The sequence below is a fragment of the Streptomyces sodiiphilus genome (genome assembly GCF_039529215.1).
GTDB classification, from domain to species: Bacteria; Actinomycetota; Actinomycetes; order Streptomycetales; family Streptomycetaceae; genus Streptomyces; species Streptomyces sodiiphilus.
On the sequence record NZ_BAAAMJ010000026.1, the window covers coordinates 22,865 to 46,684 of the forward strand.

23 protein-coding genes are annotated in these 23,820 nt (G+C 70.6%); 10 read left to right on the forward strand and 13 right to left on the reverse strand.

Features of this window, described 5'->3' with window-relative positions:
* Positions 1 to 554 precede the first annotated feature (554 nt).
* A complete protein-coding gene (locus tag ABD299_RS12200) occupies positions 555 to 1,106 on the forward strand; it encodes a hypothetical protein (protein WP_344261447.1) in 552 nt (183 codons plus the stop codon).
* Here the strand turns inward: ABD299_RS12200 and ABD299_RS12205 are convergent, their stop codons facing one another.
* A complete protein-coding gene (locus tag ABD299_RS12205; protein WP_344261449.1) occupies positions 1,107 to 1,643 on the reverse strand; it encodes a DinB family protein in 537 nt (178 codons plus the stop codon). It lies immediately after the preceding gene.
* A gap of 179 nt (positions 1,644 to 1,822) precedes the next feature.
* On the opposite strand from ABD299_RS12205, the gene ABD299_RS12210 reads away from it, so the two are divergent.
* From ABD299_RS12210 to ABD299_RS12220, 3 genes are all read left to right on the forward strand, one after another.
* Complete coding sequence (locus tag ABD299_RS12210) at positions 1,823 to 2,404, forward strand: DinB family protein (protein ID WP_344261451.1); 582 nt, start codon at positions 1,823 to 1,825, stop codon at positions 2,402 to 2,404.
* A gap of 138 nt (positions 2,405 to 2,542) precedes the next feature.
* Positions 2,543 to 2,812 carry a DUF6199 family natural product biosynthesis protein gene (locus tag ABD299_RS12215; RefSeq protein ID WP_344261453.1) on the forward strand — a complete coding sequence of 90 codons (270 nt, stop codon included), beginning with the start codon at positions 2,543 to 2,545 and terminating at the stop codon, positions 2,810 to 2,812.
* A gap of 428 nt (positions 2,813 to 3,240) precedes the next feature.
* Positions 3,241 to 3,402, forward strand: coding sequence for a hypothetical protein (locus ABD299_RS12220; protein ID WP_344261455.1), 162 nt, complete (start codon positions 3,241 to 3,243; stop codon positions 3,400 to 3,402).
* Here ABD299_RS12220 and ABD299_RS12225 read toward each other — a convergent pair.
* Genes ABD299_RS12225 through ABD299_RS12245 form a run of 5 tightly spaced genes read right to left on the reverse strand, consistent with a single transcriptional unit; the run spans position 3,399 to position 7,685 of the window.
* On the reverse strand, positions 3,399 to 3,725 hold the full coding sequence (locus ABD299_RS12225; RefSeq protein WP_425581320.1) for a P-loop nucleotide/nucleoside kinase family protein: 327 nt from the start codon (positions 3,723 to 3,725) through the stop codon (positions 3,399 to 3,401). The genes ABD299_RS12220 and ABD299_RS12225 overlap by 4 nt on opposite strands.
* Before the next feature lie 11 nt (positions 3,726 to 3,736).
* Positions 3,737 to 4,603, reverse strand: a complete 867-nt coding sequence (locus ABD299_RS12230; protein ID WP_344261457.1) for a glycosyltransferase family 2 protein — start codon at positions 4,601 to 4,603, stop codon at positions 3,737 to 3,739.
* Entirely contained in the window at positions 4,604 to 5,833 is a 1,230-nt protein-coding gene (locus ABD299_RS12235) for a glycosyltransferase family protein (RefSeq protein WP_344261459.1), read from the reverse strand.
* Positions 5,830 to 6,534 (reverse strand): hypothetical protein, encoded by a 705-nt coding sequence (locus ABD299_RS12240; RefSeq protein WP_344261461.1) that lies wholly within the window; start codon positions 6,532 to 6,534, stop codon positions 5,830 to 5,832. The genes ABD299_RS12235 and ABD299_RS12240 overlap by 4 nt, the downstream gene beginning before the upstream one ends.
* Positions 6,531 to 7,685: a glycosyltransferase gene (locus tag ABD299_RS12245; RefSeq protein ID WP_344261463.1), complete on the reverse strand. Its 1,155-nt coding sequence runs from the start codon at positions 7,683 to 7,685 to the stop codon at positions 6,531 to 6,533. The genes ABD299_RS12240 and ABD299_RS12245 overlap by 4 nt, the downstream gene beginning before the upstream one ends.
* 140 nt (positions 7,686 to 7,825) lie before the next feature.
* Between ABD299_RS12245 and ABD299_RS12250 the strand changes: the two genes are divergently transcribed.
* Both ABD299_RS12250 and ABD299_RS12255 read left to right on the forward strand, forming a co-directional pair.
* Positions 7,826 to 8,803, forward strand: coding sequence for a helix-turn-helix domain-containing protein (locus ABD299_RS12250; protein WP_344261465.1), 978 nt, complete (start codon positions 7,826 to 7,828; stop codon positions 8,801 to 8,803).
* Positions 8,796 to 9,365, forward strand: coding sequence for a peptide deformylase (locus tag ABD299_RS12255; protein ID WP_344261467.1), 570 nt, complete (start codon positions 8,796 to 8,798; stop codon positions 9,363 to 9,365). Before ABD299_RS12250 ends, ABD299_RS12255 begins: the two co-directional genes overlap by 8 nt.
* Before the next feature lie 27 nt (positions 9,366 to 9,392).
* Here ABD299_RS12255 and ABD299_RS12260 read toward each other — a convergent pair whose 3' ends face one another.
* The 3 genes from ABD299_RS12260 to ABD299_RS12270 all read right to left on the reverse strand — a co-directional run bounded on the left by ABD299_RS12260 (position 9,393) and on the right by ABD299_RS12270 (position 12,254).
* Positions 9,393 to 9,773, reverse strand: coding sequence for an HAD family hydrolase (locus ABD299_RS12260; RefSeq protein WP_344261469.1), 381 nt, complete (start codon positions 9,771 to 9,773; stop codon positions 9,393 to 9,395).
* Positions 9,774 to 9,895: 122 nt separating this feature from the next.
* Complete coding sequence (locus ABD299_RS12265) at positions 9,896 to 10,378, reverse strand: hypothetical protein (protein ID WP_344261470.1); 483 nt, start codon at positions 10,376 to 10,378, stop codon at positions 9,896 to 9,898.
* A gap of 823 nt (positions 10,379 to 11,201) precedes the next feature.
* Complete coding sequence (locus ABD299_RS12270) at positions 11,202 to 12,254, reverse strand: protein kinase family protein (protein WP_344261471.1); 1,053 nt, start codon at positions 12,252 to 12,254, stop codon at positions 11,202 to 11,204.
* A gap of 1,909 nt (positions 12,255 to 14,163) precedes the next feature.
* Between ABD299_RS12270 and ABD299_RS12275 the strand changes: the two genes are divergently transcribed.
* Positions 14,164 to 15,375 (forward strand): S8 family serine peptidase, encoded by a 1,212-nt coding sequence (locus ABD299_RS12275; RefSeq protein ID WP_344261473.1) that lies wholly within the window; start codon positions 14,164 to 14,166, stop codon positions 15,373 to 15,375.
* Positions 15,376 to 15,442: 67 nt separating this feature from the next.
* On the opposite strand, the gene ABD299_RS12280 is transcribed toward ABD299_RS12275, so the two are convergent.
* Positions 15,443 to 16,693, reverse strand: coding sequence for an MFS transporter (locus ABD299_RS12280; RefSeq protein ID WP_344261474.1), 1,251 nt, complete (start codon positions 16,691 to 16,693; stop codon positions 15,443 to 15,445).
* Between the two features lie 513 nt (positions 16,694 to 17,206).
* Between ABD299_RS12280 and ABD299_RS12285 the strand changes: the two genes are divergently transcribed.
* A complete protein-coding gene (locus tag ABD299_RS12285) occupies positions 17,207 to 18,925 on the forward strand; it encodes a GAF domain-containing sensor histidine kinase (protein ID WP_344261476.1) in 1,719 nt (572 codons plus the stop codon).
* A gap of 44 nt (positions 18,926 to 18,969) precedes the next feature.
* Here ABD299_RS12285 and ABD299_RS12290 read toward each other — a convergent pair whose 3' ends face one another.
* From ABD299_RS12290 to ABD299_RS12300, 3 genes are all read right to left on the reverse strand, one after another.
* Positions 18,970 to 19,959 (reverse strand): Acg family FMN-binding oxidoreductase, encoded by a 990-nt coding sequence (locus ABD299_RS12290; protein WP_344261478.1) that lies wholly within the window; start codon positions 19,957 to 19,959, stop codon positions 18,970 to 18,972.
* A 104-nt stretch (positions 19,960 to 20,063) separates the two neighbouring features.
* On the reverse strand, positions 20,064 to 20,765 hold the full coding sequence (locus tag ABD299_RS12295; RefSeq protein ID WP_344261480.1) for a response regulator: 702 nt from the start codon (positions 20,763 to 20,765) through the stop codon (positions 20,064 to 20,066).
* A 214-nt stretch (positions 20,766 to 20,979) separates the two neighbouring features.
* On the reverse strand, positions 20,980 to 21,705 hold the full coding sequence (locus tag ABD299_RS12300) for a CBS domain-containing protein (protein ID WP_344261482.1): 726 nt from the start codon (positions 21,703 to 21,705) through the stop codon (positions 20,980 to 20,982).
* Between the two features lie 397 nt (positions 21,706 to 22,102).
* Here ABD299_RS12300 and ABD299_RS12305 point away from each other — a divergent pair, with 397 nt between their 5' ends.
* Positions 22,103 to 22,729: a DoxX family protein gene (locus ABD299_RS12305; RefSeq protein WP_344261484.1), complete on the forward strand. Its 627-nt coding sequence runs from the start codon at positions 22,103 to 22,105 to the stop codon at positions 22,727 to 22,729.
* A 144-nt stretch (positions 22,730 to 22,873) separates the two neighbouring features.
* Positions 22,874 to 23,773 carry a universal stress protein gene (locus ABD299_RS12310; protein WP_344261486.1) on the forward strand — a complete coding sequence of 300 codons (900 nt, stop codon included), beginning with the start codon at positions 22,874 to 22,876 and terminating at the stop codon, positions 23,771 to 23,773.
* Positions 23,774 to 23,820 lie beyond the last annotated feature (47 nt).

Genomic DNA, 23,820 nt, shown 5'->3' on the forward strand with positions numbered 1-23,820 from the left:
GTGGGCATGAGTGTGGGGTGTTTGAGTCGAGAGGGTGTGGCAACGCGGTTCGAGTTCGAACTGCGGCTGCTCGGCGAGGGCTCGGTACCATGGGTGTGGGGCGTGCTCCGAGACGAGGCCAACATCAACGGGAGCAGGACGTTCTCGTCCGGGCTCGGGTCACCGGCACGACCGCGTCATACCGTCTGTAGCTAAGCCAAGCACTTCCCCGGCACCGTCAGACTGAGGAAGAGTTGAAGGTTCAAGGCCTCCTGCGGCATTCCGAAGGGTGTTGTGACCCAGGGCTTGGGCGGGTTCCGGGGTGGGTGGTTGGGGCGTGACCGGTTGGGGTGCATAGCAGAGCAGGCGCGGGCTTCGTGATCATTGGGGTGTCGAAGCTGGGGCCCTGCCCCTCGCCAGGCGGAGGTCGGAACGAAGACGAACGAGACCGCGCATTTCCGGCCCCTGCTCGAACCGCTGGACCTGGATGGAGCTCTCGTCACCTTCGACGCCCTGCACTCGGTCCAGGCCAACGTCACCTGGCCGGTCGAGACCAGAACGCCCACTGCACCGCCATGATCAAGCCACTCCAGCCGACCGCCTGCCGGCAGCTTCCCGCCCTGCCCTGGCCTGACATCGCCGTCCAGCACACCGCCTCCTCCACCGGACACGGCCGCCACGAATCCCGCTCCATCAAGACCTGCGGCATCGCCGACGAACTCGGCGGAATCGCCTTCCCTCACGCCCGCCTCGCCCTCCGCATCCACCGACACCGCCGGCCAACCGGCCGACGCGAAACCCACGAGCCGGTCCACGCCGTCACCAGCCTCGACGCCCACCAGGCCACCCCGCCCCAACTCGCCGCCGCGCGCGGCCACTGGACCATCGAAGCCCTGCACCACGTCACAGACGTGACCCACGCCGAGGACGCCTCCACCCCCCACACCGGCACCGGCACCGGCACCGGACCCCGAGCCACGGCCACCTTCCGCAACCTCGCCGATCGGCCCGCTCAAAACCCTCGGAGCCGCCAACATCGCCCAGACCACCCGGGCATCCGCGACCAGCCCGAACGAGCCCTCCCACTCGCGGGCATCATCAACAACCTCGACCCTCAGCGAACTTGATCAAGCCCTGCTTTCGCGGGAGGCCGCACGCAGCAGCCTCAGTTGGCCGATCTCGGTGGCGTTCTTCATGAGCTCGGAGTTCACCCAGGCGGCCATGTGGGCGACGGTGTAGGCGGAGTCGTGGGGCCAGGGGAAGGGGGCGGTGAAGTCGAGGTCCGAGTCGGTGAGTCCGGTGAGGACGGTGAGCCACTCGTCGCGCAGCCCACGCAGCCACGCGATTGCCGGTCCGCCCTCGCCGGGCCAGGCGACATCGGTCCGCTCGCGGGGCGTGCGTCTCTGCGCGTGATCGGTGGCCACGCTCCACCACCACCCGAGGTGCCAGCTGATCCAGCCGATGGTGGGGACCGGAACGGGCTCCGGCTCGGTATCTGCCCAGTCCGGCAGCCACCTGCCCTCGGCATCGGGACGCACCGTCCAGCAGTGGGGAACCGGCTCCCAGAGGAAGTCGTGGGGCTCCAGCCGCTCCAGGTGGTACTCGAACAGGGACCATGTCAGGTCGAACTGCCAGCGCAGCAGCTCGGACCGGGTCGGATTCACGCACCGACCCTCACATGCCGGGCGTGTGCCGGTACAACGAATTCCCGGGAGTTGCCCCCGCTTGGTGTCCTACCGCACCTCGAAGATCACGACTACGCTGAGCCGCCGCGCGATCTTGTGTCCTCCACATGCCGATGACCGGGGGAGGGCTTGTCCGTCGGCGAACCTGGAGTCAGCCCATGACCTCGCACGGCCCTGTCACCCGCGATCTGCTCGTCACCTTCGAGGACGTGCGTTCCAGAACCTTCGCTCGCCTGGACGGGCTCAGCGACGACGAGTACCTGTGGGAGCCCGTCCCCTCGTGCATGACTCTCAGGCCGGCCGCGGACGGGACGTTTCGTGCCGATCCGCGCCCCGCGGGCGATGTCCGTCCGGCACCGTTCACGACGATCGGATGGCGTATGTGGCACATCGGAGCGGACTGTCTGCGCGGCTACGGCCGCTTCTTCGGTGACGACCCGCAGGGGGACGACCGGCATCTGTGGCCGGGCACGGCGGCCGAGGGAGTCCAGGAGCTGGCCGACGACTGGTCCCGTTTCCGCGGTCACATCGAATCCCTCGGCGACGACCGCCTTCTCCAGCCCATGGGTGCCCACGCCGGCCCGTACGGTCATGAGAGCTACCTGGTGCTCGCCCTGCACGCCTTGGACGAAGTCGCTCACCATGGTGCCGAACTCGGTGTCCTTCGCGATCTGTACCTTCACGGCTTCGCCATGAAGCAGCCGGCGGCAGGCCGCGATGAGGGCAGCCCGGCCTCCTGAGGCCGTCGTCGCTTCCTTGCGGTAACCAGTGGATGCAGGGCACGTCACACCCGGTAAGGGAACCATGACGCGGCTCACGGCGTCGGGATCACCGGTGCCGCTGCCGAGAGGGCGGGCGGTGAAGGAAGAGGGGGACGGATGAACGAGTACGCCGTGATGGTGCTGCTGATGGCCGCAGTTCCCGTGCTGATCGGATTGATCGGGCCGCGAAAGCTCTGGTGGCGGTTCTCGGCATGGAAGTACCGCAACCCCGAGCAGCACGTGCCTTCGGACGCCTTCTTTGCGTATCAGCGGGCAGTGTGCTTCGTGGGCGCGGTGGTCATGGTCCTGATGGCGCTGGAGATGGACCGCAACTCGATGGAGAGGAGCATGCGGCACGAGCACCATGAGGTAGGTCACATGCAGTAGCCGTCCCCGCCCGGCCCCCGCCCACCGCCTTCCGGCCGGACCGGGCGCCTCACCGCTCAGTGGGGGATGCCGTCGAGGTGGCGTTCGATGCGGGCAATGGTGGGGGAGTTGTCCGTGAAGTGGTGGGCCTCCATGCCCGCTTCACGCGCGGCCAGGGTGTAGTGGTGCACGTCGTCGATGAAGAGGCAGTCCTCCGGCCGGGCCCCGAGGCGGGTGCGGACGAGGTCGAATGTCGGACCGCGCCAACGATTTCAGTACGCGAGGCTCTGACCTGGGCATGGAAATCTTTCATGCGGTGACATACGCCACACTCGCCGTGCGATAGATTTCGCTATCCGATACCCAGAGCTGCAACGAGCCCGCGAAACCGAGCCTCAGGCCCGGGGGATCTCACGGAGCGCTGCTACGAGCGTGTCGAGGTCTCCGCTGTGGACGATCACTTCCTCGTCCTCGGCTGGGACATCGAAACGGGCGAAAAAGTCGTCGAGGGCTTCGGGCGTGACGGTCAGCGCATTGGCGTCCTCGCGCTGGTTGCGCTCGGCAAGGTGCCGCAGCAGTTCGGCTCGGCCGGCGGGGAGGTAGACAACTAGGGGGCGGCCGCCCGCTTCGCGGGCGGCCTGNGGCGCCACAGCCCGTGGTCCAGGACGACGTCGTTCCCAGCCTCGATCTCCTTGATGAACCGCTGCCGGATCGCCTCGACAACGGGCCGTTCACGCTCGAAGTAGGTGTCCTCGGGGTAGTCCACGCCGTAGCGGCCGTGGAGGCGGTGGACTTCCTCGTCGACGGACAGCCGGACGAAGCCGTGGTCGGCCAGGGCCTGGGCGACGGTGGTCTTCCCGGAGCCGGTCAGGCCGGCCAGGAGAACGGAGAGGGGCACGTGGTCATCCCTTCCGCGACGAGTGTGCGCGAGCATCGGGCATTGTCTCAGTCCTGGCCGGTATGCGCGTAGGGACGCCAGGTGGTGAAGATGTCACGGGCCTCGGCGGGCCAGCTGAACGGCATCCGGTCAAGGCTCACCCGGCGGAAGGCGAACCGCGGGTCACTGGTGTTGATCACGCTGCCGTACCGGCCGACGTGGGCCAGCAGGCGGCCGGCCTCGTCGCGGACGGCCGGAGTGTGTTCCTCCCAGGTACCGGAAGAGAAGTGCTGGACCCGACGACGGAGGTCGTCCAGGATGCCCGAGCGCCACTTGAAGTGGTGGACCGCGCCGATGCGGTCCGCATCCGGGCGGTGGCCTGGAGCCCGGTGGTTGCCGGAGGCCACAGCTGCGTCATGGCGGGCGAGGACGATCTTTCTGGGGTCGCCGTGCAGGAGCCGGTGGGTGAGGTGGCCGCCGAGGGGATAGGCGAGGTCGAGTCCGCCTTCAGGTAGCCAGCCGGTCAGGCGTCCGCTCGCGGCGACACGGTCGAGCATCAGCCCGCCCACGACGCGGTGTCCAGACTTGTCGGCCTGGGCGATCACCTCGGCGAGCGGGGCGGGGTACTGCTGGAACTCATCAGCGTCGGCGAGCAGGTGCCAGCCGGGCCCGGCCCGGTGCCGCAGGGCATCTCGGAGCTGGGTGTTGGTGTGCTCGTGCCACGGGCCGGTGCTGGTGCCGATGGGGATGACGCCACGCTCGCGGGCGGCGGCCTGGAGCTCGTGCCGGCGCACGTCGGAGACGTGCTCGGGGAAGTGGAAGGCAAGCAGGAACCGCTCGACGCCCAGCCAGCGGTAGTGGCGGACCCAGGCGGCCAGCAGGGGCGGCTCGATGGGACCTACGACGGCGACCAGCGCGGGAGGCGTACTCAGCATTCAGGATTCCTTCGATCGCAGGGAGGCGAAGGTGCGAGTGAGGAAGTCGGCCTGCTCGGCGGCCGGCCGCATCCCCAGGAGGCCGGGGACGTCAGGGCCGGGCAGCGGGGGCGGCCGGCGGATGACGGTGTGCAGGGCTTCGGCGAGGCCGGCCGAGTCGCCGGCGGGGAATGTCAGAGCCCAGGGCTGGCCGTGCAGGAGCGCAGTGAGGGCTGGATCGTGGTCGGAGACGATCAAGGGGACGCCGAGGCGGGCAGCGTCCGCCACGAGCCCGGATTCTTTGGCGGTTCCGGCGTGGCGGGTGACGAGGGCAGCGTCGACGGCGGCGTACACCAGTCGAAGCACGGCTTCGCTGACCGGGCCGGGCGCAGTGTGCACCCGCAGGCCGGGCAGATCCCGCCACCGCCGGAGGACAGCTTCGTCGAGCGGGGAGCCGGTCACCACCAGGTGCAACGGCTCCTTCAGCAGGGCCAGCGCGGCGTCGACGACGGCGATGTCCTTGTAGGGCCACCAGCCGCCGATGAGGCACACTGCGGCCTCGTCGGCGGGAATGTCGAACGCGGCCCGGCCACCGTCGCGTTCAGTTGCGGTCAGGCGTAGCCCGTCGTCGACCGCGAACCCACCGACTACCGAGGACAGGTCGGGGAAGGCCCCGGCGAGCTGATCGCCGACAGCCTGTGTCGGGTACACCGCGATCACCTGTTGTTCGCCTGGGCGCGCGAGCCGGCCGAGCAGCCTCACGATGGCGTCCTCGGTGGTAACCGCCTCGTGGACGAACCGAAGGTGCGGTTGGCCGCCCAGGAGGGCGGTGGCCCCATGCAGGGCCTCACTCGCGGTAAGGATCACCAGCGCGTCGGCGCCGGATTCCAACCGACGGGCGGACCGCAGCGCGGACGCCTCCGTCAGGCAGCGGGCGATCAGGGTGACCTGGTGCGGCAGCCGCCGCAGGCGGCGGGGCCAGCGGCGCGATCGGAACAGACGCTGGCCGGCTGCGGAGAACCCGGCCGCCAGCCGGGCGGCCACGAGCAGGACGCCCGACGCCCGCCCGGCCGGTCCGGTGACCAGCCGGGCACCCGCCTCGCGCAGGCCGCGGACCGACTCGGTGGCGATCCCGTGCGGGGCGATGACCAAGCTGCCGGGCCGGGCCCGGGCGAGGGCCACCAGCGTGCGCTGGTGGTGCCCGCCCAGGCGGTTCGCGTACGGCTCGATGAGCACGAGCGGACCGGTCATCCCGAGACCACCTGATCCCCGTGGGCGGCGGTGAACCTCTCCCGCAGCCAGGTGGGATTGTTGAGATGATGGAACTGCTGCGGGTTGCGCGCGGTCTGGCGGGCGAAGGCGGCGCCCTCCCGGGCCCCGGCGGCGGCGTAGGCGGCGAACTCGCCGCTGCGGCTGAGCGTCCATGCCTCGACGCGCTTGTGCGCGTCATCGTCGGCCATGCCGTACTCACTGCCGCGGGCGAGCATCGCGCACTCGCGGAAACCGGCCTTCCAGGCGTGAAACGGGCTCTGGTTGAACCTGGTGATCCCGGCGGTGTGCTGGGCGAACTCGATGCGTCCTGGCAGGGCTGCGAGCACGTCCACGGCCTTGCCCATCTCGCGCAGGGCACTGCGGCGGATCAACTTCAGCCCGCCGTAGCCGTAAGCCAGGCCATTGACCGGGTTGTCCGCCCGCCACACCCGCATGGACACTCCCTCGTCCAGCGGTTCGAGGGCGGCCACGTCGAAGTCGGTGTCGATGGCGAAGTCGCCGTCGGCGAGGAAGAACTGCTCGTGGTCGACGACCTCGGCACACTGCCGGTAGGCCCGGCGCATCCCGTGCACACCGTGCAGGCGCTTGACCGTGCCGCCCAGCGTCCGCTGAAGCCGGGCGTGCAGGGAGTTGGCCATCGGCTCGTCGTACGACAGGAGGACGGCGTCGAAGCTGGTCACGAGATGGCCTCCAGGTAGCGGGCGGCGACCAGGCCGGGGGCGAAGTCGGCGGTGGAGGCGTGGGCCCGCTTGGCGTGCAGCGCGTGGAACTCGTCGTCGGTGGCAAGACGCTCGGCCAGGACGACGGCCTTGGCCGGGGTGGTGAAGCACAGCTCGGGGGCGATGTGCTCGGCCAGCCAGCCCAGACGTGGGGCGATGACCGGCAGGCCCATGCCCTGGCAGTCGATCACGCTCATCGACCAGGGGCAGCCCGGCCGGAAGGGGGCGATGCCGAAGCGGGCGCCGGCCAGCAGGTTCTTGTAGCGGACGCGGTCACCGCGGTCGGAGACGACCTGGACGTGCGGCAGCGCGGCGAGCTGGTCCCGCATCTTCTCGGGGCTGTCGTCCAGGCCCTTGCGTTCCGCCCGGCGCTGGCCGAACAGGTCCATGACCCGCAGCCGTACCGTGCCCGAGGCACTGAGTTCGCGGGCGAGGTCCACGAACTTCCCGGTGCCGTAGTGCGCGTACAGCCGGTGGTTGTAGATGCCGATCGCCGTGCCGGAGGCGAGCCGGGTGGTCGCTGCGTCGCGGACCAGGCGCTCGTCGCGCGGGGCTGGCACCACCGGCAGCTTCTCGCCGAGGTCTACGGTCATCCGGGCGGCGGCGGCCGATACCCAGGAAGCGGCCGTGGCGGAGTGGACCAGCACGCGGTCACAGGCGGCGAGGCCGGAGGCGAACGCCAGCAGCACCGGCCGCCCGAGGCCCGCGTCGTTCAGGGAGGGGTCGAGCACGAGCCGGCCGCCGCCGGTGAAAGAGAACGGCAGGTAGTGGCAGTACCCGACCAGCAGCGCGTTCGATCCGGCCTCCAGCAGGGCCGTGCGGATCGCCGGGGCCTCCTCGACCTGGTTGGCCACCACCACATCCGGCTTCTCGGCCCGGATCAGCGCCACCAGCTCGTCGATGTCCGCCGAGAACCGAGCCCGGTACTTCGTCCCTGGAACCTTGGTCTGGTGGAAGCCGCACCGGGCATCCCCGGCCGCAGCCGGGGCCGCGACCGTCACCTCGGCCCCAACGTCGGCCAGGGCCGGGGCGAGCAGGTCCGCGAAGATCCAACCCGAATCCGCGGACAGCCGGTCGGGGTTGGAGATGTTCAGCAGGTACAGCACGCGCATGATGCGTCGCCTCCCTCATCTGCCCGGGGGTCGATCCGGGCCGCTGAGGGAAGGAAAACGGCGACGCAGGCCGTGACGGGATGATGAACTTGGATCACTCACGGTTCATTCATGCTCACCAACGATGACGCGGGGCTTCGATGGCCGCGCACAGCGAAGAGATCACCGTCGAGCAGGCAGCCGAGGACTTCGCGGCCGAGCTCGCACGGTGGCGGGAAGTACGCGGCATGTCCAAGCGGGCATTAGCGCAGGCCATGGGCTTTGACCCCTCGTACGTCAGCCACATGGAATCCGGCCGCCACAAGCCCAGCGAGGAGTTCGCCCGGCTCGCCGAGAAGACCCTGAACGCCGGGAAGGCGATCTGGCGGCGCTGGTGCGACTACGAGCAGGCCCGCGCAAGGTCCCGGCGCCCGGCCGTGACCCCGCCCACCCCGCGCAGGCCCGAGCAGCCGTACGCCACCGGCTCCGCGCTTGTCGTAGAACACGACGCCGCCCGACTCCAGTACGACGGCCGCTCCTACCGGCTCACGATGCGGCGGCTACTGCGGAACACCGGCGAGGAGCCCGTCACCAGCTACCTGATCCGCATCTCCGTCGACCGCTACCCCGGTGACCCGGAGCAGTCGAACGCGCACTACCGGGCCCACCCGCTGACCTGGGATGAACTCGACCTCACGGCCACCTGTCGAGGGGAGACCATGCGGTGGCAGGCCAAGCACGACCGTGACGCGTTCAAGGAGGTCTGGCTGCTGTTCGACAACGAACACGGCCGCTTCCCGCTCTACCCGGGCGAATCGGTGTGGATCGAGTATGCCTACACCGTCGGGGACGAGAAGTGGGGGAACTGGTTCCAGCGGGCCGTACGCCTGCCCACCGAACAACTGGAAGTCCAGCTGGCCTTCCCCGCCGCCCTGGATCCGGTCGTGTGGGGCACCGAGACCTCCATGACCGCCGAAGCCTCCCCGCTGCGAACCCCTCCCGTCAGCAGCGATGACGGTGAACTACGGCAATTCACATGGATCACGACCACACCCGCCCTCCACGCTCGGTACCGTCTTGAGTGGAGGTTCCGGGCACGGCCCGAACACAACGCGGACAAAAGGACTTCAGGTGATTGACGTGCGGCCCAGCCAGCGGATGCGGGACCTCGGAGTCGTCCAGCACGGCGCCGGCATTCTCTCCGAACCGGCCCGCGTCTTCACCCTGCCCGCCGAGCGCGACGAGGCCGAGCGCATCGCCGACGAGCTCTTCGCCGCGATGGAGCGGATCGGCCAGGTCCACCCCTTCGCCAAGGGCATGGGCATCGCCGCCCCGCAGATCGGCATCGGCCGTGCGGCGGCCGTCGTCCAACCGCCCGGCGATGCCCCGGCGATCACCCTGCTCAACCCGAAGATCACCGACCGCTCCGACGAGGTGGACGAGCAGTACGAGGGCTGCCTGAGCTTCTTCGGTGTCCGCGGCCTCGTCCCCCGCCCCCTGAAGATCACCGTCGAGACCACGAACCTGACCGGAGAGACCATGACCACGGTGTACGACCGGGGGCTCGCCCGCCTCATCCACCACGAGATCGACCACCTCGACGGCTTGCTGTACACCGCCCGCATGCGCACCGGCGTCGACCCGATCCCCGTCGAGGAGTACCGGCAGACAGGCCGCGCCTGGACGTACGACAGCGCCTGAGCCTTGTTCGTACCCCTACCAGAGCATTTAGTGCGACCTGGCTGAGGAGGCTGCCACGTCGCGCAGCCGATTCAGAATGACAGCTACTTGCTGACCGAGGTCCGAGGCAATCATGATCGCCTCCGATGCATAAGCAAGCGTGTCGTACTTCCACGCTTCACCACATACATCCTGCCGCGTTCGGGCCTCTTCCGCTTCCTCAGAAGAAGCGCCATAAGGATGCCCTGATGCCACCTCGTCCTCGCTGATGGTTCCGACACTGCCCGCCCGCCAGACGTCGAACAGTCGATGGTGAACCGCCCCGGCAGGCAGGCCCAGGTCCTTTTCCCACGTGCTCTGCCACTCCGTGGCCGGGGTGATCTCCAGGACGCCCCCGATGCCGAAGATGACGCAGCGCTGCTCCTCCACGCGGCTCCCCTCTGTTCGTCGTGTCCGCCCACTGTGGGACCCACGGAAGTGTGAAACAGCTATATCCACCGCCTGTGACAGTCCTGTTGAGAGATCACTGACGAATGGGCGGGCTGCCGTACCTATGTCGAGACGGGGGTCAGCGGTGGCGCCGCCCGGCAGGTGCTGCAGTGGGTGTGCTCCGCGCTGCGGAAGGCCACCTTGTCGCAGCCGGCGCATGTGCGCAAAGGGGCCGGTGCCGCGGATGCGGTGCCGCGTGCGGACGGCGGGCTGCCGTTCGGCCGGGGCGGCAGGTAGGCACGCAGCCGGTAGCGGAGCAGGTGGAACGGTCGTCCGGTGAAGTGCGCGGGGAGACCGCTGGTCAGCGTGCGGCAGATCTCGTCGGAGGATGCCCGCCGGTCGAGCCATCGTGCCGCGTCCGGGGCGAGGGCATGCAGTTCGCCTTCCGAAAGGCACAGACGGGGGTCCGTCGACCGGAGCCCGGCCAGGACGGCGAGGGCGCGGGGAGTGTGGGGTGACGGTTCGGGTGCCGGCGCTGCCGGGGTGCCCGAAGGGCTCAGGGCGCCGGGGTGGGAGGGGTCGGGCACGTCGGTGGGCGAGGGCACGCCCGGTGAAGAGGGCGGGCAGGGGGCGGGCACGGACCGGAACGACGGTGCCTCGACGGGGACAACCGTAGTCCGAGGAACGGGCGTCGCAGGCGGCGCGGTGCGGGGGCGAGGCACGGTGGTCTGCCGGTGGGGGGAAGCCGTCGACGGGCGCCCGGCCGGCTTGGGGCCGGGCCTCGCGGCGGGGCGGCGGGCCTGGCCGGGGACTCCAGCGGACGCCGGACTGCCCGCTCCCGGCTGGTCGTAGAGGATCGCGCGGGTGCGGATCGTGCCGTCGGGTGCCCGCTCCGTGCGGCGCTCCAGGTAGCCGACGTGCTCCAGTTCGGTGAGGGCCTGGCTGATGCGGGTGCGGCCCTCCTTGAAGTGGGCGCACAGCCGGTCGATCTCACCGGGGTTCCGTCGCGGAGCGAGAACAGGAACGCGGCGACGCCCGCGGTGACGGCGCTGCCCGTCCGCTGGATGAGCTGGTTGGGCAGAATAGTGAAGTTCTTGGTGTGGCGGGCCCGTACATGGAGCAGGCCGCAGGGCGTGGCGGTAGCCTGAGGTTCAGCCATCGGGAAGGTCTCTGCTTCCTGATCGGTCAGGCCCTCGATCGGGATGGCAGTCCCGGCCGGGGGCCGACGTTTTCGGTTGTCCTGACGGACCCTAACCCCGCCGAGAGGACGTTCCCAGTCACGTCACTCGTCCGGGTGAGGGGTTGGTGGGTGGGCGGGAAGGTCCGTGCCCAGCAGTCCTGATGGAGTCGCCCGTCCCACCGGCAGTCGGCGGACCGGCAGCCGGTGATCGGGCACCGGAGGGCGATGCCGGTCCCTGCGGCGGCGGCTCAGGGAAGCCGTGCGGCGGGGAAAGGGCTCTGCTTGCTCTCGGTGAGGAGTTGGTGGTGCCAGTCGGCCAGGACCAGTGCGGCGGAGGCGTGGCGGTCGACGATCGCGGCGGCTGCGGGGGAGAGCCCGCCGGGCCGGTGGCCCGCGATCCAGTCGTGCAGCACCGCCCGGTACGGCTTCTCTCCGCAGATGCCGTCGAGAAGATGCCGGCGGAGCAGGTGTCCCATCGTGGAGCAGTGGTCGTACGCACGGTGGTGAGTGAGGAACGCTTGTTCCTCGGGTGAGAGTGCGAAGTCCGAGCTCAGGGCGAGCCCGAGGTCGGCGAAGTACAGGCGATGCCCGTCCGTCAGGATGTTGGCGAAGTGGGCGTCGAAGTGGACGAAGCCGCGCGAGCTCATGAAGTCCGTTCCGAGGATCAGTGCCTCCTCCACCCAGGCATGCGGCTGGAACCCTTCGACTTCCTTGGACACGCCGGTCTGAGACCGTCCGCCGAGGCAATCGGCGAGCGTGGTGGGCACATGCTCCAGGAAGAGCACCAGGCTGAAGGCGGACCGGCCGATGGCTTCGAGCCGCCGGCGCACGGCCGAAGAGCCTTCCCAGTGCGCGACTGCCGCGTCGATGCTTCCGAACTCGTCGACGAAGCCCTCGGGAGGGCGGTCGGGCAGGATCCGCCAGTGGTACATCAGGGGAAAGCCGTCGTACTCGCCGCCGAGCACCCAGTTGGTGGTCATGACGTGCGCTGCCAGTTCGCGCCACGCCCCGAACCCGGCCGAGCCCATTCCGTACTGGTAGTACGTGGGCAGCCCGAAGAGGTTCGCCGTCGACCGTGCGTGCTCCGGCCGCAGTTCGAGTTCCGTCACCGGAACCCGTTTGACGAAGACCGGGGTTCCGCCCAGGCGCAGTTCGGCTGACCGGCCGCCGATGCCGCTCCCGAGCGGTGTGGCGGTCGCGGTCATCTCGGCGAGCCTCCGGTCGCTGATCAGCGCCAGACGAGTGGACACGGCCCCGTAGGCGGCGAGTCTCTCGGCCTGCGAGGGGCCAGTGCTGGGCATCGGCGACTCCCGGACAGCGCGTCAGACGCACGCGGACATACAGCTATTGGGAGCGTACGCGGGCGCTTGGTTCCTGTCTGCCGGGCTGGGGCGGTGTGGATGGCGTGGCTACGATCTGTCGTGCGAGTGGTGTCTCTGCGCTGTCGGCGGGCTCCGGGGCCAGCTGGGGCGCGTGCCATGGGACAGGCGGGAGTGCCGTGGCCGTTTCGCCGGACTTCAGGAGGGGTGGGGCGTGTGAGTGAGTTCGAGGGGCGTTCGCTTGAGGAGTTGGCGGCGTTGGTGGCGGGGGCGGATCCGCGGGCGTTGATGGCTCGTGGTGAGGCGTTGCTGGGGCTTGCGGAGGCGTTGAACGAGACGGGTTCGGTGATTGCGGGCCGGATCGACCGGGTGGCGTGGGAGGGGCAGGCCGCTGACGCGTTCCGTGAGTGGGGGCGGATGTTCCGCAGGGAGTCCCAGGTTCTGGATGAGTTCGTCCATCATGTGGGTGAGGCGATTCTGCAGGCGGGGCAGGCGCTGTCGGAGGCACAGTCCTCGATGCCTGCCGCAGCGACCGGTCCGGTGGTCGACTCCTCCCGGGGTTCGGCGGCGGGGTCGGGCTTCGTGGGGGCGGACTTCCTTGACGAGGTGGCTGCTGCGCGTGCGGAAGAGGATCGCCAGGAGGCGATCCGTGTCATGGAACGGCTCTCCTCGAACTACCGGGTGGCCGCCCAGCGCATGGAGAGAGCGGAGGAGCCGGAATTCGAGTACCGAGGCCTGCAGGTCACTCCCGGATGGAACGAGGAAGGAAACGGCCCTGGGGATGGCGGGCCGGGCAGCATTGGTGCGCCCGGCCGGGGACCTGCTGATTCCCCACCGACGGCTGGAGCAGGTGCTGCCACGTCGATGGTACCGAGAGGAACTCAGGAAGGTATTCATGGTGACTCGGGGCCTCCCAGCCAACAGGCAGTCGACCGGCAAGTCAGGACTTCGCTCGACTCGGTAGATGCGGGGGCACCTTCTGCGAGTGTGAGCCATGCTCCTTCCACCACTACCCCTGGGGGAATTTCAAGCAGTGGCAATGCTGGCCCCACGACAAGCCCTGGTTATGTGGGTCCGGCGCCGGCTCGTCCTCATCCTGGCCCTGGGCCCGGGCCAGGGAGATCGTCTCAAGTATCCGTGCCAGGATCTCAGCGAACGGCCAGTCCGGGTGAGCCTTCCAGGAACCGCCCGCACAATGGCAGTCCCGGGGGTGGCACCGGTGCAGAAGCCAAGAGTCCTCTGGGGCGTCCTCTGCACAGTGGTTCGAGCGGCAGGGCAACGCCGCGTGACTCTGCAGCCCCTCAGAGCTCGATAACCGGGCGCCCGGCAACGACCGCAGTACCGGGGAGCACATCACAACAGAGAGGACCTTCCTCCAGTGACAGGCGAATTATTGGGGGAACCCGAAAGCCGGTCGGTGAGGCGGGCGGACGCGAAATCCCCAAGGCGCCAGTAGTCGGCTCCAGAGAGCCGAACATTGGGCGAGCTGCGTCAGCCGCCCCGGCACGTCTGCAGAACTCGCTTGGACCAGTGATCGGCGCGCCGCGCAAGGAAAATCAAAGCACACGGAACCGCGCTGCGCCGAGAAGGAATGAATCTCCCGACGCTCGACGAGGGTTGAAAGATGCGGGAGGCTCCAGAAGGTTGCCACGGAACCAGGACGGAGTGATTGAGCCGCTGGGTCGTGACCCGCGTTCGAACAGGAATCGAGAGTTGGGCGAGAATGGCCAGGCGTGAGACAAGGTGCATGGCCGATTCCTCCGATTTCGCTGCGGTGAGTGGGGCGCGAGTACGGGGCGATGGACCTGCAAGAGCGGTTGCGTGGAGTCGGCCAAGGGAGTGGCTGGCCGTGAGAGTGAGGCCTCGCCTCCGTTTTCTGCTGTGTTTCACTATGGGATTGCTCTGTGTAGCTTCCGGGGTCAGCCCAGCCTCTGCTGAGGGCGCCTCACGGGGCTGGTATTTCGATCGATATCGTATCGATGAAGTGTGGGAGCATTCCGACGGGGAGGGGGTTACTGTGGCGGTTATCGATACGGGTGTCGATGCTTCTGTTCCTGAACTTCAGGGTCAGGTCCTCGAAGGCAAGGACTTCGTCACAGAGTCAGGAAACGGCCACCTGGACGCTCATGGTCACGGTACCGGCATGGCGTCTCTCATCGCTGGGACGGGCGTTGGCGGTGGTGTTCAAGGGGTGGCGCCGGGGGCGAAAATTCTTCCTGTCCGTGTGTACTCTCGCTTCGGCGAAATTGACTTCGGGTTTCACAAGAGGTTGGCGCAGGCTATTGATTTCGCGGCGAACAGTGACGCTCAGATCCTCAGTATTGCGGTAGGCGACGCCGCGGAGTTCACTTCCTATCAGGACGAGCTGGATGCGGCGATCGAAGAAGCGCTGCGCAAGGATAAGTTGATATTTGTTGCAGTTGGCAACGGTGGGGATGAGGGAAACAGGGGGGACCTGGCTGCAGTCCAGGACGGGACGGTAGCAGTCGCAGCAGTGGATCGGAGCGGAGAGCGGACATCGTATTCTGTCCACGGTGAATTCGTGGGCCTTGCTGCTCCGGGCAAGGATGTTCTTCTGCGGTGCGACTCACCGTCGGCTGATCTGTGCGTGCGGGACGGTGGTACGAGTAGTGCGTCGGCGTTGGCTTCGGCTTCTGCTGCGTTGATCTGGTCGGCGAATCCTGAGTGGACGAAGAATCAGGTGCTGCGGGTGATGATGGAGACCGCTGACGGTCCGTCGAAGACGCCGCGCAATCATTATGTGGGGTACGGGGTGGTGCGTCCGGACCGGGTGATTCTCGATGGTGAGGGGGACCCCGGGGATCCGGATGTGAATCCGCTGTTCGAGCGGTACGAGGCGGAGCTGGATCCGCCGGCGACGCCGGAGCCTTCCGTGGGGGAGAGGGAAGGGGAGCAGGAAGAGGGCAGCGGGTCGGCCGACGAGTCCGAGGCCGACACGTCCGGTGCGGGGGAGCAGGCTGCGGGGAGCGGTGGCGGCGTCGGAGGGCCGGCGGTGCTGTTCGGGCTGGCGGGTGGGGTGATCGTCGCCGGCGGGCTGGCTGCCTGGTGGATGCGGCGAAGGCAGGGCGGCGGGAGTGCCTGAGGAGACGGGATGAGCTGAGGGGCGCCTGGGTGGGCCGCCGGGCGGGTAGGGCGCGGTCCGGCGGGGCTCAGTGGGGTGTGTCGGGTGCGGGGGTGGCACGCCGGGCCGGGGCGGGGTGGACGGGGGCGGACGGCCGGGCCGGGGGTGTGAGGCGGGGGCGGCCGGCGGCGGTGGCGAGGGCGGTGGCCAGGCCGGTGGTCACGGCGAGAAGCAGGGCACCTTCGCTGCCGCGGGAGTCGGTCAGGGCGCCGCCCAGCGCCGAGCCGGAGGCCATGCCGACGGTGACGGCGCTGTACATCCACGCGAAGCCCTCGGTGAGCACCTGGCGGGGGAGCAGTGTCTGGACCAGCGTGCTGCCGGTGATGAGGAGCGGCGCCACCGCGCTTCCGGCGAGCACCATGCACAGCGCCAGCGCGGTGAGGGAGTCGATGAAGAGGAGAGGCAGCGAGGTCGCGCCGACGGCCGCGCCGCACAGGACGAAGCGGGCGGGCTCGCTCAGCCGCCAGACGCCCACGCCGCCCCAGGCCAGGCCGGCGACCATGCTGCCGAGGGCGAGCAGGGCCAGCAGGACCCCGGCCCACCCGGGGGCGCCCTGCTCCTCGGCGAAGGCGATGACGCCGACGTCGATGGCGCCGAGGAAGGTGCCGAAGAGCAGGAAGACGAGGGACAGCAGCAGCATGCCGCGGGTCCGCAGAGGCCCGCGTCCCGGGCGGTCGGTGCGGGGGATGCGCGGCGGCTCGGTGCCGCGGGCCGCGGCCAGGGCCACGGTTCCGGTGGTGACCAGGACGAGGGCGCCCAGCAGTCCGGCCTCGGGGAAGAGGTGGACGGCGAGCACGGTGACCAGGATCGGCCCGAGGACGTAGATGATCTCGTCGATGACGGATTCCAGGGCGTACGCGCCCGGCAGCCGTCCGCTGTCGCCGACCAGAGCCGCCCACCGGGACCGGACGAGGGGACCGATGGGGATGGTGGCGCAGCCGGCCAGTACGGCTGCCGCGATCAGGGTCCAGGCCGGCAGGCCCAGGCGTGAGGCGACCAGGAGGGTGACCATGCCGGCCTGGTGCACGAGCAGAGTGGCGAGCAGCATCCTGCGCTGGCCGTGCCGGTCGGCGGCCCGGCCGAGGAAGGGGGCGGCTGCCGCCTGGGAGAGCATGAGGGCGGCGGCCACGGCCCCGGCCAGCGCGTAGGAACCGGTGGTGGCGGAGACCAGGAGCAGGCAGCCGAGGCCGCGCATGGCGACGGGGAGCCGGGCCACGAAGCCGGCTGTCACGAAGGCGGGGGCTCCGGGAACGGCGAGCAGGTCCCGGTAGGTGCGCATGTCCTGGTGTCCTTCGCTGAGGGCCGGCGCCGCCACGGGTGGGTGGGGGCATGGGTGGGTACGGCCCGCGCGGGGGCGGGGGTGTGCCGGCGCGGGGAGGGATGTGGCCCATGGGCGATTCTGACAGGTCGCTGCCGGGAGCGTGGCGCGGGTGGAACGGGCGGAGAGGGCTGCCGCGGGCCGCGTGGCGCGGCGTCCGGCCGGGGGACCGGCCGGACGGGGGTTCGTGCTCGGGTACGGCCGGGGGCCGGGCAGGGCGCCCGGTGCGTGCGGGCGCTTCGTGCCGGGCCGTGTTCCGTCGGGATTCCTCAGCCACGGGCCGTCGCGCCTGCTCCGGCGTGCAGGACGGATGCCCAGGGGGCCTGCCGTACGCGGGCGTGCACGGCTACCATCGGGACGGCAGCGGAAGGCTGAGCGGTACACAGGCAGCACGGAGTGTACCGACCGGTACACGCGCTGCTCGCGCGGGTGCGGCAGCGGGTGAACAGAGCAGTATTACAGGGAGCGGATTACATGGCGGGTGGCAACGGCGGAGATCACCTCCCGCGGCTCCAACTGGACGATCTGCTGGAGGAGCTCCAGGTCCGCATCGACGCGGCGCGCGGCACCCAGAACCGGGTGCACAACCTTCTGGAAGCCGTCCTGTCGGTGGGGCGGGAGCTCGACCTGCCGCACGTGCTGCGGCGCATCGTCGAAGCGGCCGTGGCCCTGGTCGACGCCGAGTACGGCGCGCTCGGGGTCATCGGGGAGGACGGCAAGCTCTCCCAGTTCCTGACCGTCGGCATCTCCGAGGAGGAGAGCGCGACCATCGGTGAGCTGCCCGCCGGTCACGGCATCCTGGGCGAACTGATACGCCACCCCGAGCCGCTGCGCCTGGCCGAGCTGAGCGAGCACCCGGCATCTCACGGGTTCCCGCCCAACCATCCCCCGATGCACTCCTTCCTCGGCGTTCCCATCCGGGTGCGCGAGGAGGTCTTCGGGAACATCTACCTCACCGAGAAGCACGGCGGCCGGACGTTCGACGGCGAGGACGAGAGCGTCCTGTCGACCCTCGCCGTCGCGGCCGGTGTCGCGATCGAGAACGCCCGCCTCTACGAGGAGGCCCGCTACCGCGAGCGGTGGCTGGAGGCCAACTCGGAGATCGTCTCCCACCTGCTGTCCGGTGGCGACCAGTCGCAGGTGCTGGAGCTCATCGTGGAGCGCCCGCGGAGCATTCTCGGCGCGGACCTGGGGGTCCTGGCACTGCCGGTGGAGGGCACCGACGACCTGCGGGTGGAGCTGGCCTTCGGGGCGGGTGCGGAGCTGCACCGGGGGCTGGTGCTGCCGCGCGAGGGTTCCTTCACCGGTGCGGCCGCCCTGGCGGGGGAGCCGGTCACCACCATGGAGATAGGCAAGGACCCGCGGGTCACCGTCGGTCCGCCCCGCTGGGAGGGCCTCGGTCCGGCGGTTGCCGTACCGGTGGGGACCAACGAGGGGCTGCGCGGCGTGCTCATGCTCGCCCGGGCCGAGAAGGACAAGGCGCCCGCCTTCACCGAGAGCGAGACCACGGCGCTGCTCGCGTTCGCCGGGCAGGCGGCCCTCGCCATGGAGCTCGCCGAGCAGCGGCGTGCCGTCGAGGCGATGGCCCTGCTGGAGGACCGGGACCGGATCGCCCGGGACCTGCACGACCTGGCCATCCAGCGGCTGTTCGCCACCGGCATGACGCTGCAGAGCGCGGTGCGGTTCGTCCAGCACCCCGATGCCAGCGAGCGGCTGATGCGGGCCGTGGACGACCTCGACGAGACCATCAAGATCATCCGTTCGACGATCTTCGGGCTGCGGAACCTGGAGACCGGGCCCGCCGCGCAGGGCCTGCGGGTGCGGGCGGCGCGGACCGTGGAGCAGGCGGTGCGGGCCCTGGGCTTCACCCCGGCGCTGCGGATGGAGGGCCTGCTCGACACCGATGTGCCTGCGGCCGTGGCCGACCACGCCGTCGCGGTGCTCGCCGAGGCGCTGTCCAACGTCTCCCGGCACGCCCGCGCCGGTGCGGCCGAGGTGGCGCTGATCGTCGCCTCGGGCACCCTGACGCTGCGGGTCACGGACGACGGCGTGGGCGTGCCCGAGGGAGGGCGCCGCAGCGGGTTGCGCAATCTGCAGGAGCGCGCCGAGAAGCTCGGCGGTGCGCTGGCCATCGAGGCTCCCGAGCCGGGCGGCACCCGTCTGGAGTGGAAGGTCCCGCTGAACCACAGCTGAGCCGGTGGCCGGCCTCCGTCCGGGAACGGACGCACCGGCGCCCTTCACTCCCCGTCCCCGTCGAGGACGTCCCGGGCCGGGCGGCGCGGGGTGGCCGGTCCGTGGGGGCCGTAGCCCAGCCGTACCAGCATCTGTACATGGCCCGGGGCCTCCGGTGCGGCGGCCAGCGCCCACCGCAGGTCGGGCCACTCGATGGCCTGGTGCAGCAGGGAGGACTGCACGCCGCGCGCCGTCGCGGTCAGCAGCACGTGCTGCAACGACTGCCCGGCCCGCAGCCAGTCCGCGCGCCGGTCGTGAGCGGTGGACAGCACCCCGATGACCGGCCGGCTCTCGAAGGCGGCACCCGGCAGCCCGTTGTGCATCGGGCGCAGGCCGGTGAAGTTCCGCAGCGGCATCCGGCCCGTGGGGTCCTGCTGGCCCAGCGAGGCGCCGGGCATGCCGTCGGTGGCCCCGTCCCTGACCCAGGCGCGGTTCTCCGCCCGCCGGTCGGGGTCCTGCGCGTTGCGCCGCTCGGCCTCCGCGGTGAGCCGCAGCAGGCGTTCGGTCTGCGCCGGGGGCGGGAAGGACAGCGTGGCGCCCTCCGTCTGGGCGGCCTGCGACAGCTCGGCCAGCAGCTCGGGGGAGGGGCGGTGGCGGTCGGAGAACGGGAAACGGCTCGAACGCCGCCGCCACAGCACGTCGTAGAGGTCGGCGCTGTGCCGGGCCCCGTGGCTCGCCGATGACCCGCGCAGGGCGACGGAGGCCAGCAGGGTCGGCTCGGAAGGGACGGGCAGCAGGCGCACCACCGGCTCCCAGCCGAGGTGGGTCACCGCCACCCGCAGGTTGAACACGGCGGCTCCCACCGACACGAGCAGCGCCCGGCCGCACGGGTCGGTGTGCCGCAGGCCGCGCTCGGGCGCGGCGCGCACCTCGAGGGTGGCGGTGTCCGGGTCGAGCCGGTAGCGCCACGGCTGGGTGTTGTGGATGGAGGGTGCCGCCACGGCCGCGGAGATGAGCCGTTCCACGGTCACCGCGTCGATGGTGGTGAGTCGCATGTCGTCTCCTCCCGGACCGGTGCCTCGTACCAGGCTGGCGTCCGGACGGGGAGGAGAGGAGGGGCCGATGGTCCCGGGGGGAGGGACCAACCGGCCCCCTTGTCTCAGCGGGTGCGGGTCTCCGACGCGGACGGCGGGGTCGCCTGGGAGGCCAGCACTGCCGCCTGGATACGCCGCTCCACGCCGAGCTTCGCCAGCAGGCGGGAGATGTTGTTCTTGACGGTCTTCTCCGACAGGAACAGCTGCTTGCCGATCTGCCGGTTGGTCATGCCCTCGCCGATGAGCGCCAGGATCTCGTGCTCGCGCGGGGTCAGTCCGGCCAGTGCCTCGTCCTGCGGCTCGGGCGGTGCCTCCTCGCCGCGCAGGCTGTTCATCAGCCGGGCGGTGGTGGAGGGGTCCAGCATCGACTGGCCGGTGGCCACGGTGCGGACGGCGGCCACCAGGTCGGAGCCCTTGATCTGCTTCAGCACGTAGCCGGCGGCGCCCGCCATGATCGCGTCCAGCAGGGCGTCGTCGTCGTCGAAGGAGGTGAGCATCAGGCAGGCGAGCTCCGGCATCCGGGAACGCAGCTCCCGGCAGACCGTGATGCCGTCGCCGTCCGGAAGCCGGACGTCGAGGACGGCCACGTCCGGCCGGAGCGCCGGGCCGCGGGCCAGGGCCTGCTCGACCGTCGAGGCCTCACCGACGACGTCGATGTCCAGTTCGGCGTCGAGGAGGTCGTGCACCCCTCGCCGGACCACCTCGTGGTCGTCCAGCAGAAAAACCCGGATGGGCTTCTGCGGTGAGAATGTGCGTGCTTCGGTCATATCGGTCCTTCGAACAGTCCTGTCCCTGCCTTTCGATACTGACGGTACGGGGTGAGCGACGCCAGGGCCCAATGGTCCCGGTTTACCGGGCACCCGGAAGCGCCCGGCGCCGGGCCGTGGGCGGGGTCCGTGGGCGCGCCGGGTGTCCGAGGGGGGGACAAGGGCTGTCCGGTGGGCCGGGGCGCGGGGCCGTGGTCGCGTTCCCGGCAGCGTGTCAGTGGCCGCCCCTCCAGTCGTCGGCCGCGCCGGGCACCGCGGGAGCGGTGACGGCGGGCTTGGCGTGCGCGTCGTCGTAGCGGTAGGTGAGGTGGTCGACCACCGCGACCACGCCGTCGACCTGTCGGGTCATCCGCACCGCTATGGGCACCTCGCTGCTGCGCTCCAGCCGGCCGGCCAGCGTCACCACGCCGTCGGTGACGGTCACCCCGATGGTGTTCGGGGTCACCCACAGGGTGCGCAGCAGCACCTCGTCGATGACCTCGGCTCGGATGTCGGAGTCCGGGCGCAGGAAGACACCCAGCAGATCCCGGCGGGTCACGATGCCGACCAGGCGGTCCTCCTCGTCCACCACCGGCAGCCGGCCGATGCGGTGCTCGGCGAGGACGCGGGCGCCGTGGGTCACCGAGTCGTAGGCGCGGATCGTGATCGCCGGCGAGGTCATCAGCTCGCCGGCGGTCCTGGCCCGCGCCTTGGCCGCTGCCCGGCGGGCGGAGGGGGTCAGGCGCAGCCTTTCCAGCAGCCCGGGAGCCGTCGGCTCGGCCTGCCGCATCACCACGTCGGTCTCGGAGATGACACCCAGCACCTTCTCGTCGCCGTCCACCACCGGCAGGCCGCTGATCCGGTGCCCGGTCAGCAGCGTGACGATGTCCTTGTAGGGCATGTCGGGGGTGGCCGCGACGACATCGCCGGTCATCACGTGGCCGATCTTGCGGTGCTTCATGACGTCTCCTCCTCGTGTGTGCGGCGGGCATGGCCGCGGATGCGCGGTGCGGGTGGTGCGGGTCCCCGCCTGCCGCGGGGCCGCTGTGGTGCCCGGGCCGTTGCCCGGCGGACCGCCGGTCAGTGGCTCCGCTACCAGCGTCGGCTGTGCGGGGCCGGAAAGCAGGGGCTGGCAGGGGTCCGGGACAGGGCCGTTCGGCCCCTGTTCGCTGCTGCCGGGGGACCCTCCCGGCCCCCTGGCAGGCGACCTGGACACCGCCGGTTCCGAGGGTCCCGCCGCAGCAGTGCCGTTCGGCCCTCCGGTGCGGCCCATCCGCCCCACGCGGCGGCCCCGGGGCTGCGGCCAGAGTGGAACACGTCAGCAACCGACCGGCACACGAAGCGATCAGGAGGCCGTCATGGCCGTTCAGGAGACCCCCCGCACCCGCCACGTCATCCCCGTCACCGAGATGCAGGTCCCGACGCAGCGCGCCGCGGACACCGCTCCGGAGCACGGTGCGGTCATGACCACCCTGGCGGCCAAGTTCTTCGCCGTCCTGCGCATCTCGACCGGCGTCGTCTTTCTCTGGGCCTTCCTGGACAAGATGTTCGGCCTCGGCTACGCCACCCAGTCGGCCAACGCCTGGGTCAACGGCGGCTCTCCCACCAACGGCTTCCTCAGCCGCGTCTCGGTCGGCCCACTGGAGTCCACCTTCCAGTCCATGGCCGGAGCGGTCTGGGCGGACTGGCTGTTCATGCTCGGTCTGCTCGGCATAGGAGTGGCCCTCCTCGCCGGCGTGGCGCTCAGGATCACAGCGGCGGCCGGAGGTCTGATGATGGCGATGATGTGGGCCGCGGAGTGGCCGCTGGCCCGCTACCTGTCGGACGGCTCGCCGAGCATGTCCACCAACCCGGTGATGGAGTACCACGTCATCTACGCCCTGGTGCTGATCGCCCTGGCCGTCTCCTACGCCGGCAACACCTGGGGCCTGGGCCGCAGGTGGGCCGAGATCCCCTTCGTCCGCCGCAACCGGTGGCTCCTCTGAGCCCCGAAGGGCCGGCGCCGGGCACCTGAGCCCGGCGCCGGACGCCGGGGCAGGCCGCCCCACCGTCGCGCACCACCCGACTCACCGCACCACCCGCACGTCCGCCCCCTTCCCCGCACCGCTGTCCGACCAGGAGGTCACACCATGTCGCGCATCATCACCGCCGGCCTTGACGGTTCGCTCGAAAGCCTCGCCGCCGCCGAATGGGCCGCCCGCGAAGCGCAGCGCAGGGGCATCGCGCTCCGCCTGCTGCACGCCCAGGAGGAGCCGCCGCCGAACCGCGCACCGCTGCTGGTCCCGGAGAACCTGCTCCGCAAGGCCGAGGACATCCTGGAGACCGCCGCCGCCGAACTCCGCGAGCGGCACCCGGAACTGGAGATCACCACCGAGCGGGTCACCGGACGTGCCTCGACCGCCGTGCCCGAGGCCACCGCCGAGGACGAGCTGCTGGTCCTGGGCACCCGGGGCCTGGGCAACCTGGCGGGCTTCCTCATCGGCTCGGTCGCCCTGCCCATCGTCGCCCGCTCCGGGATTCCCGTCGTCCTGGTGCGCGCCGGGGAGCAGGCCGCCGACGAACACCGGCCCGAAGAGGCCGACCCGGAGTCGGAGACCGCCCCCTACCGCGACGTCGTGCTCGGCGTGGACATCAGCCGCCCCTGCGACGAACTGCTGCAGTTCGCCTTCGAGGCCGCCGACCGGCGGAACGCGACGCTGCGCGTCATCCACGGCTGGAGCGTGCCGCTCGTCGGATACGAGTCGGCCTCGGCGATCCCCCCGGTCAACGGCGAGCTGGCAGCCCAGATCGCCGGCGCGCTGAAGGACGTGCTCAGCCCGTGGCGCGCCAAGTTTCCGGAGGTGGACGTCGTCGAGCAGGCCGTCGTCGGGCGCCCCGCGCGGCACCTGGTGGACGAGTCCGCACGGGCCGGCCTGATGGTCGTCGGCCGCCGCCTGCGGCGCTCGCCGCTGGGCCGCCACATCGGCTCGGTGACCCACGCGGTGCTGCACCACTCGGCCGCACCGGTGGCCGTCGTCCCGCACCAGTGAGAACCGCCGGCCCCTCCGGGGGCCGGCACCCCGGCCCGTACCGATCC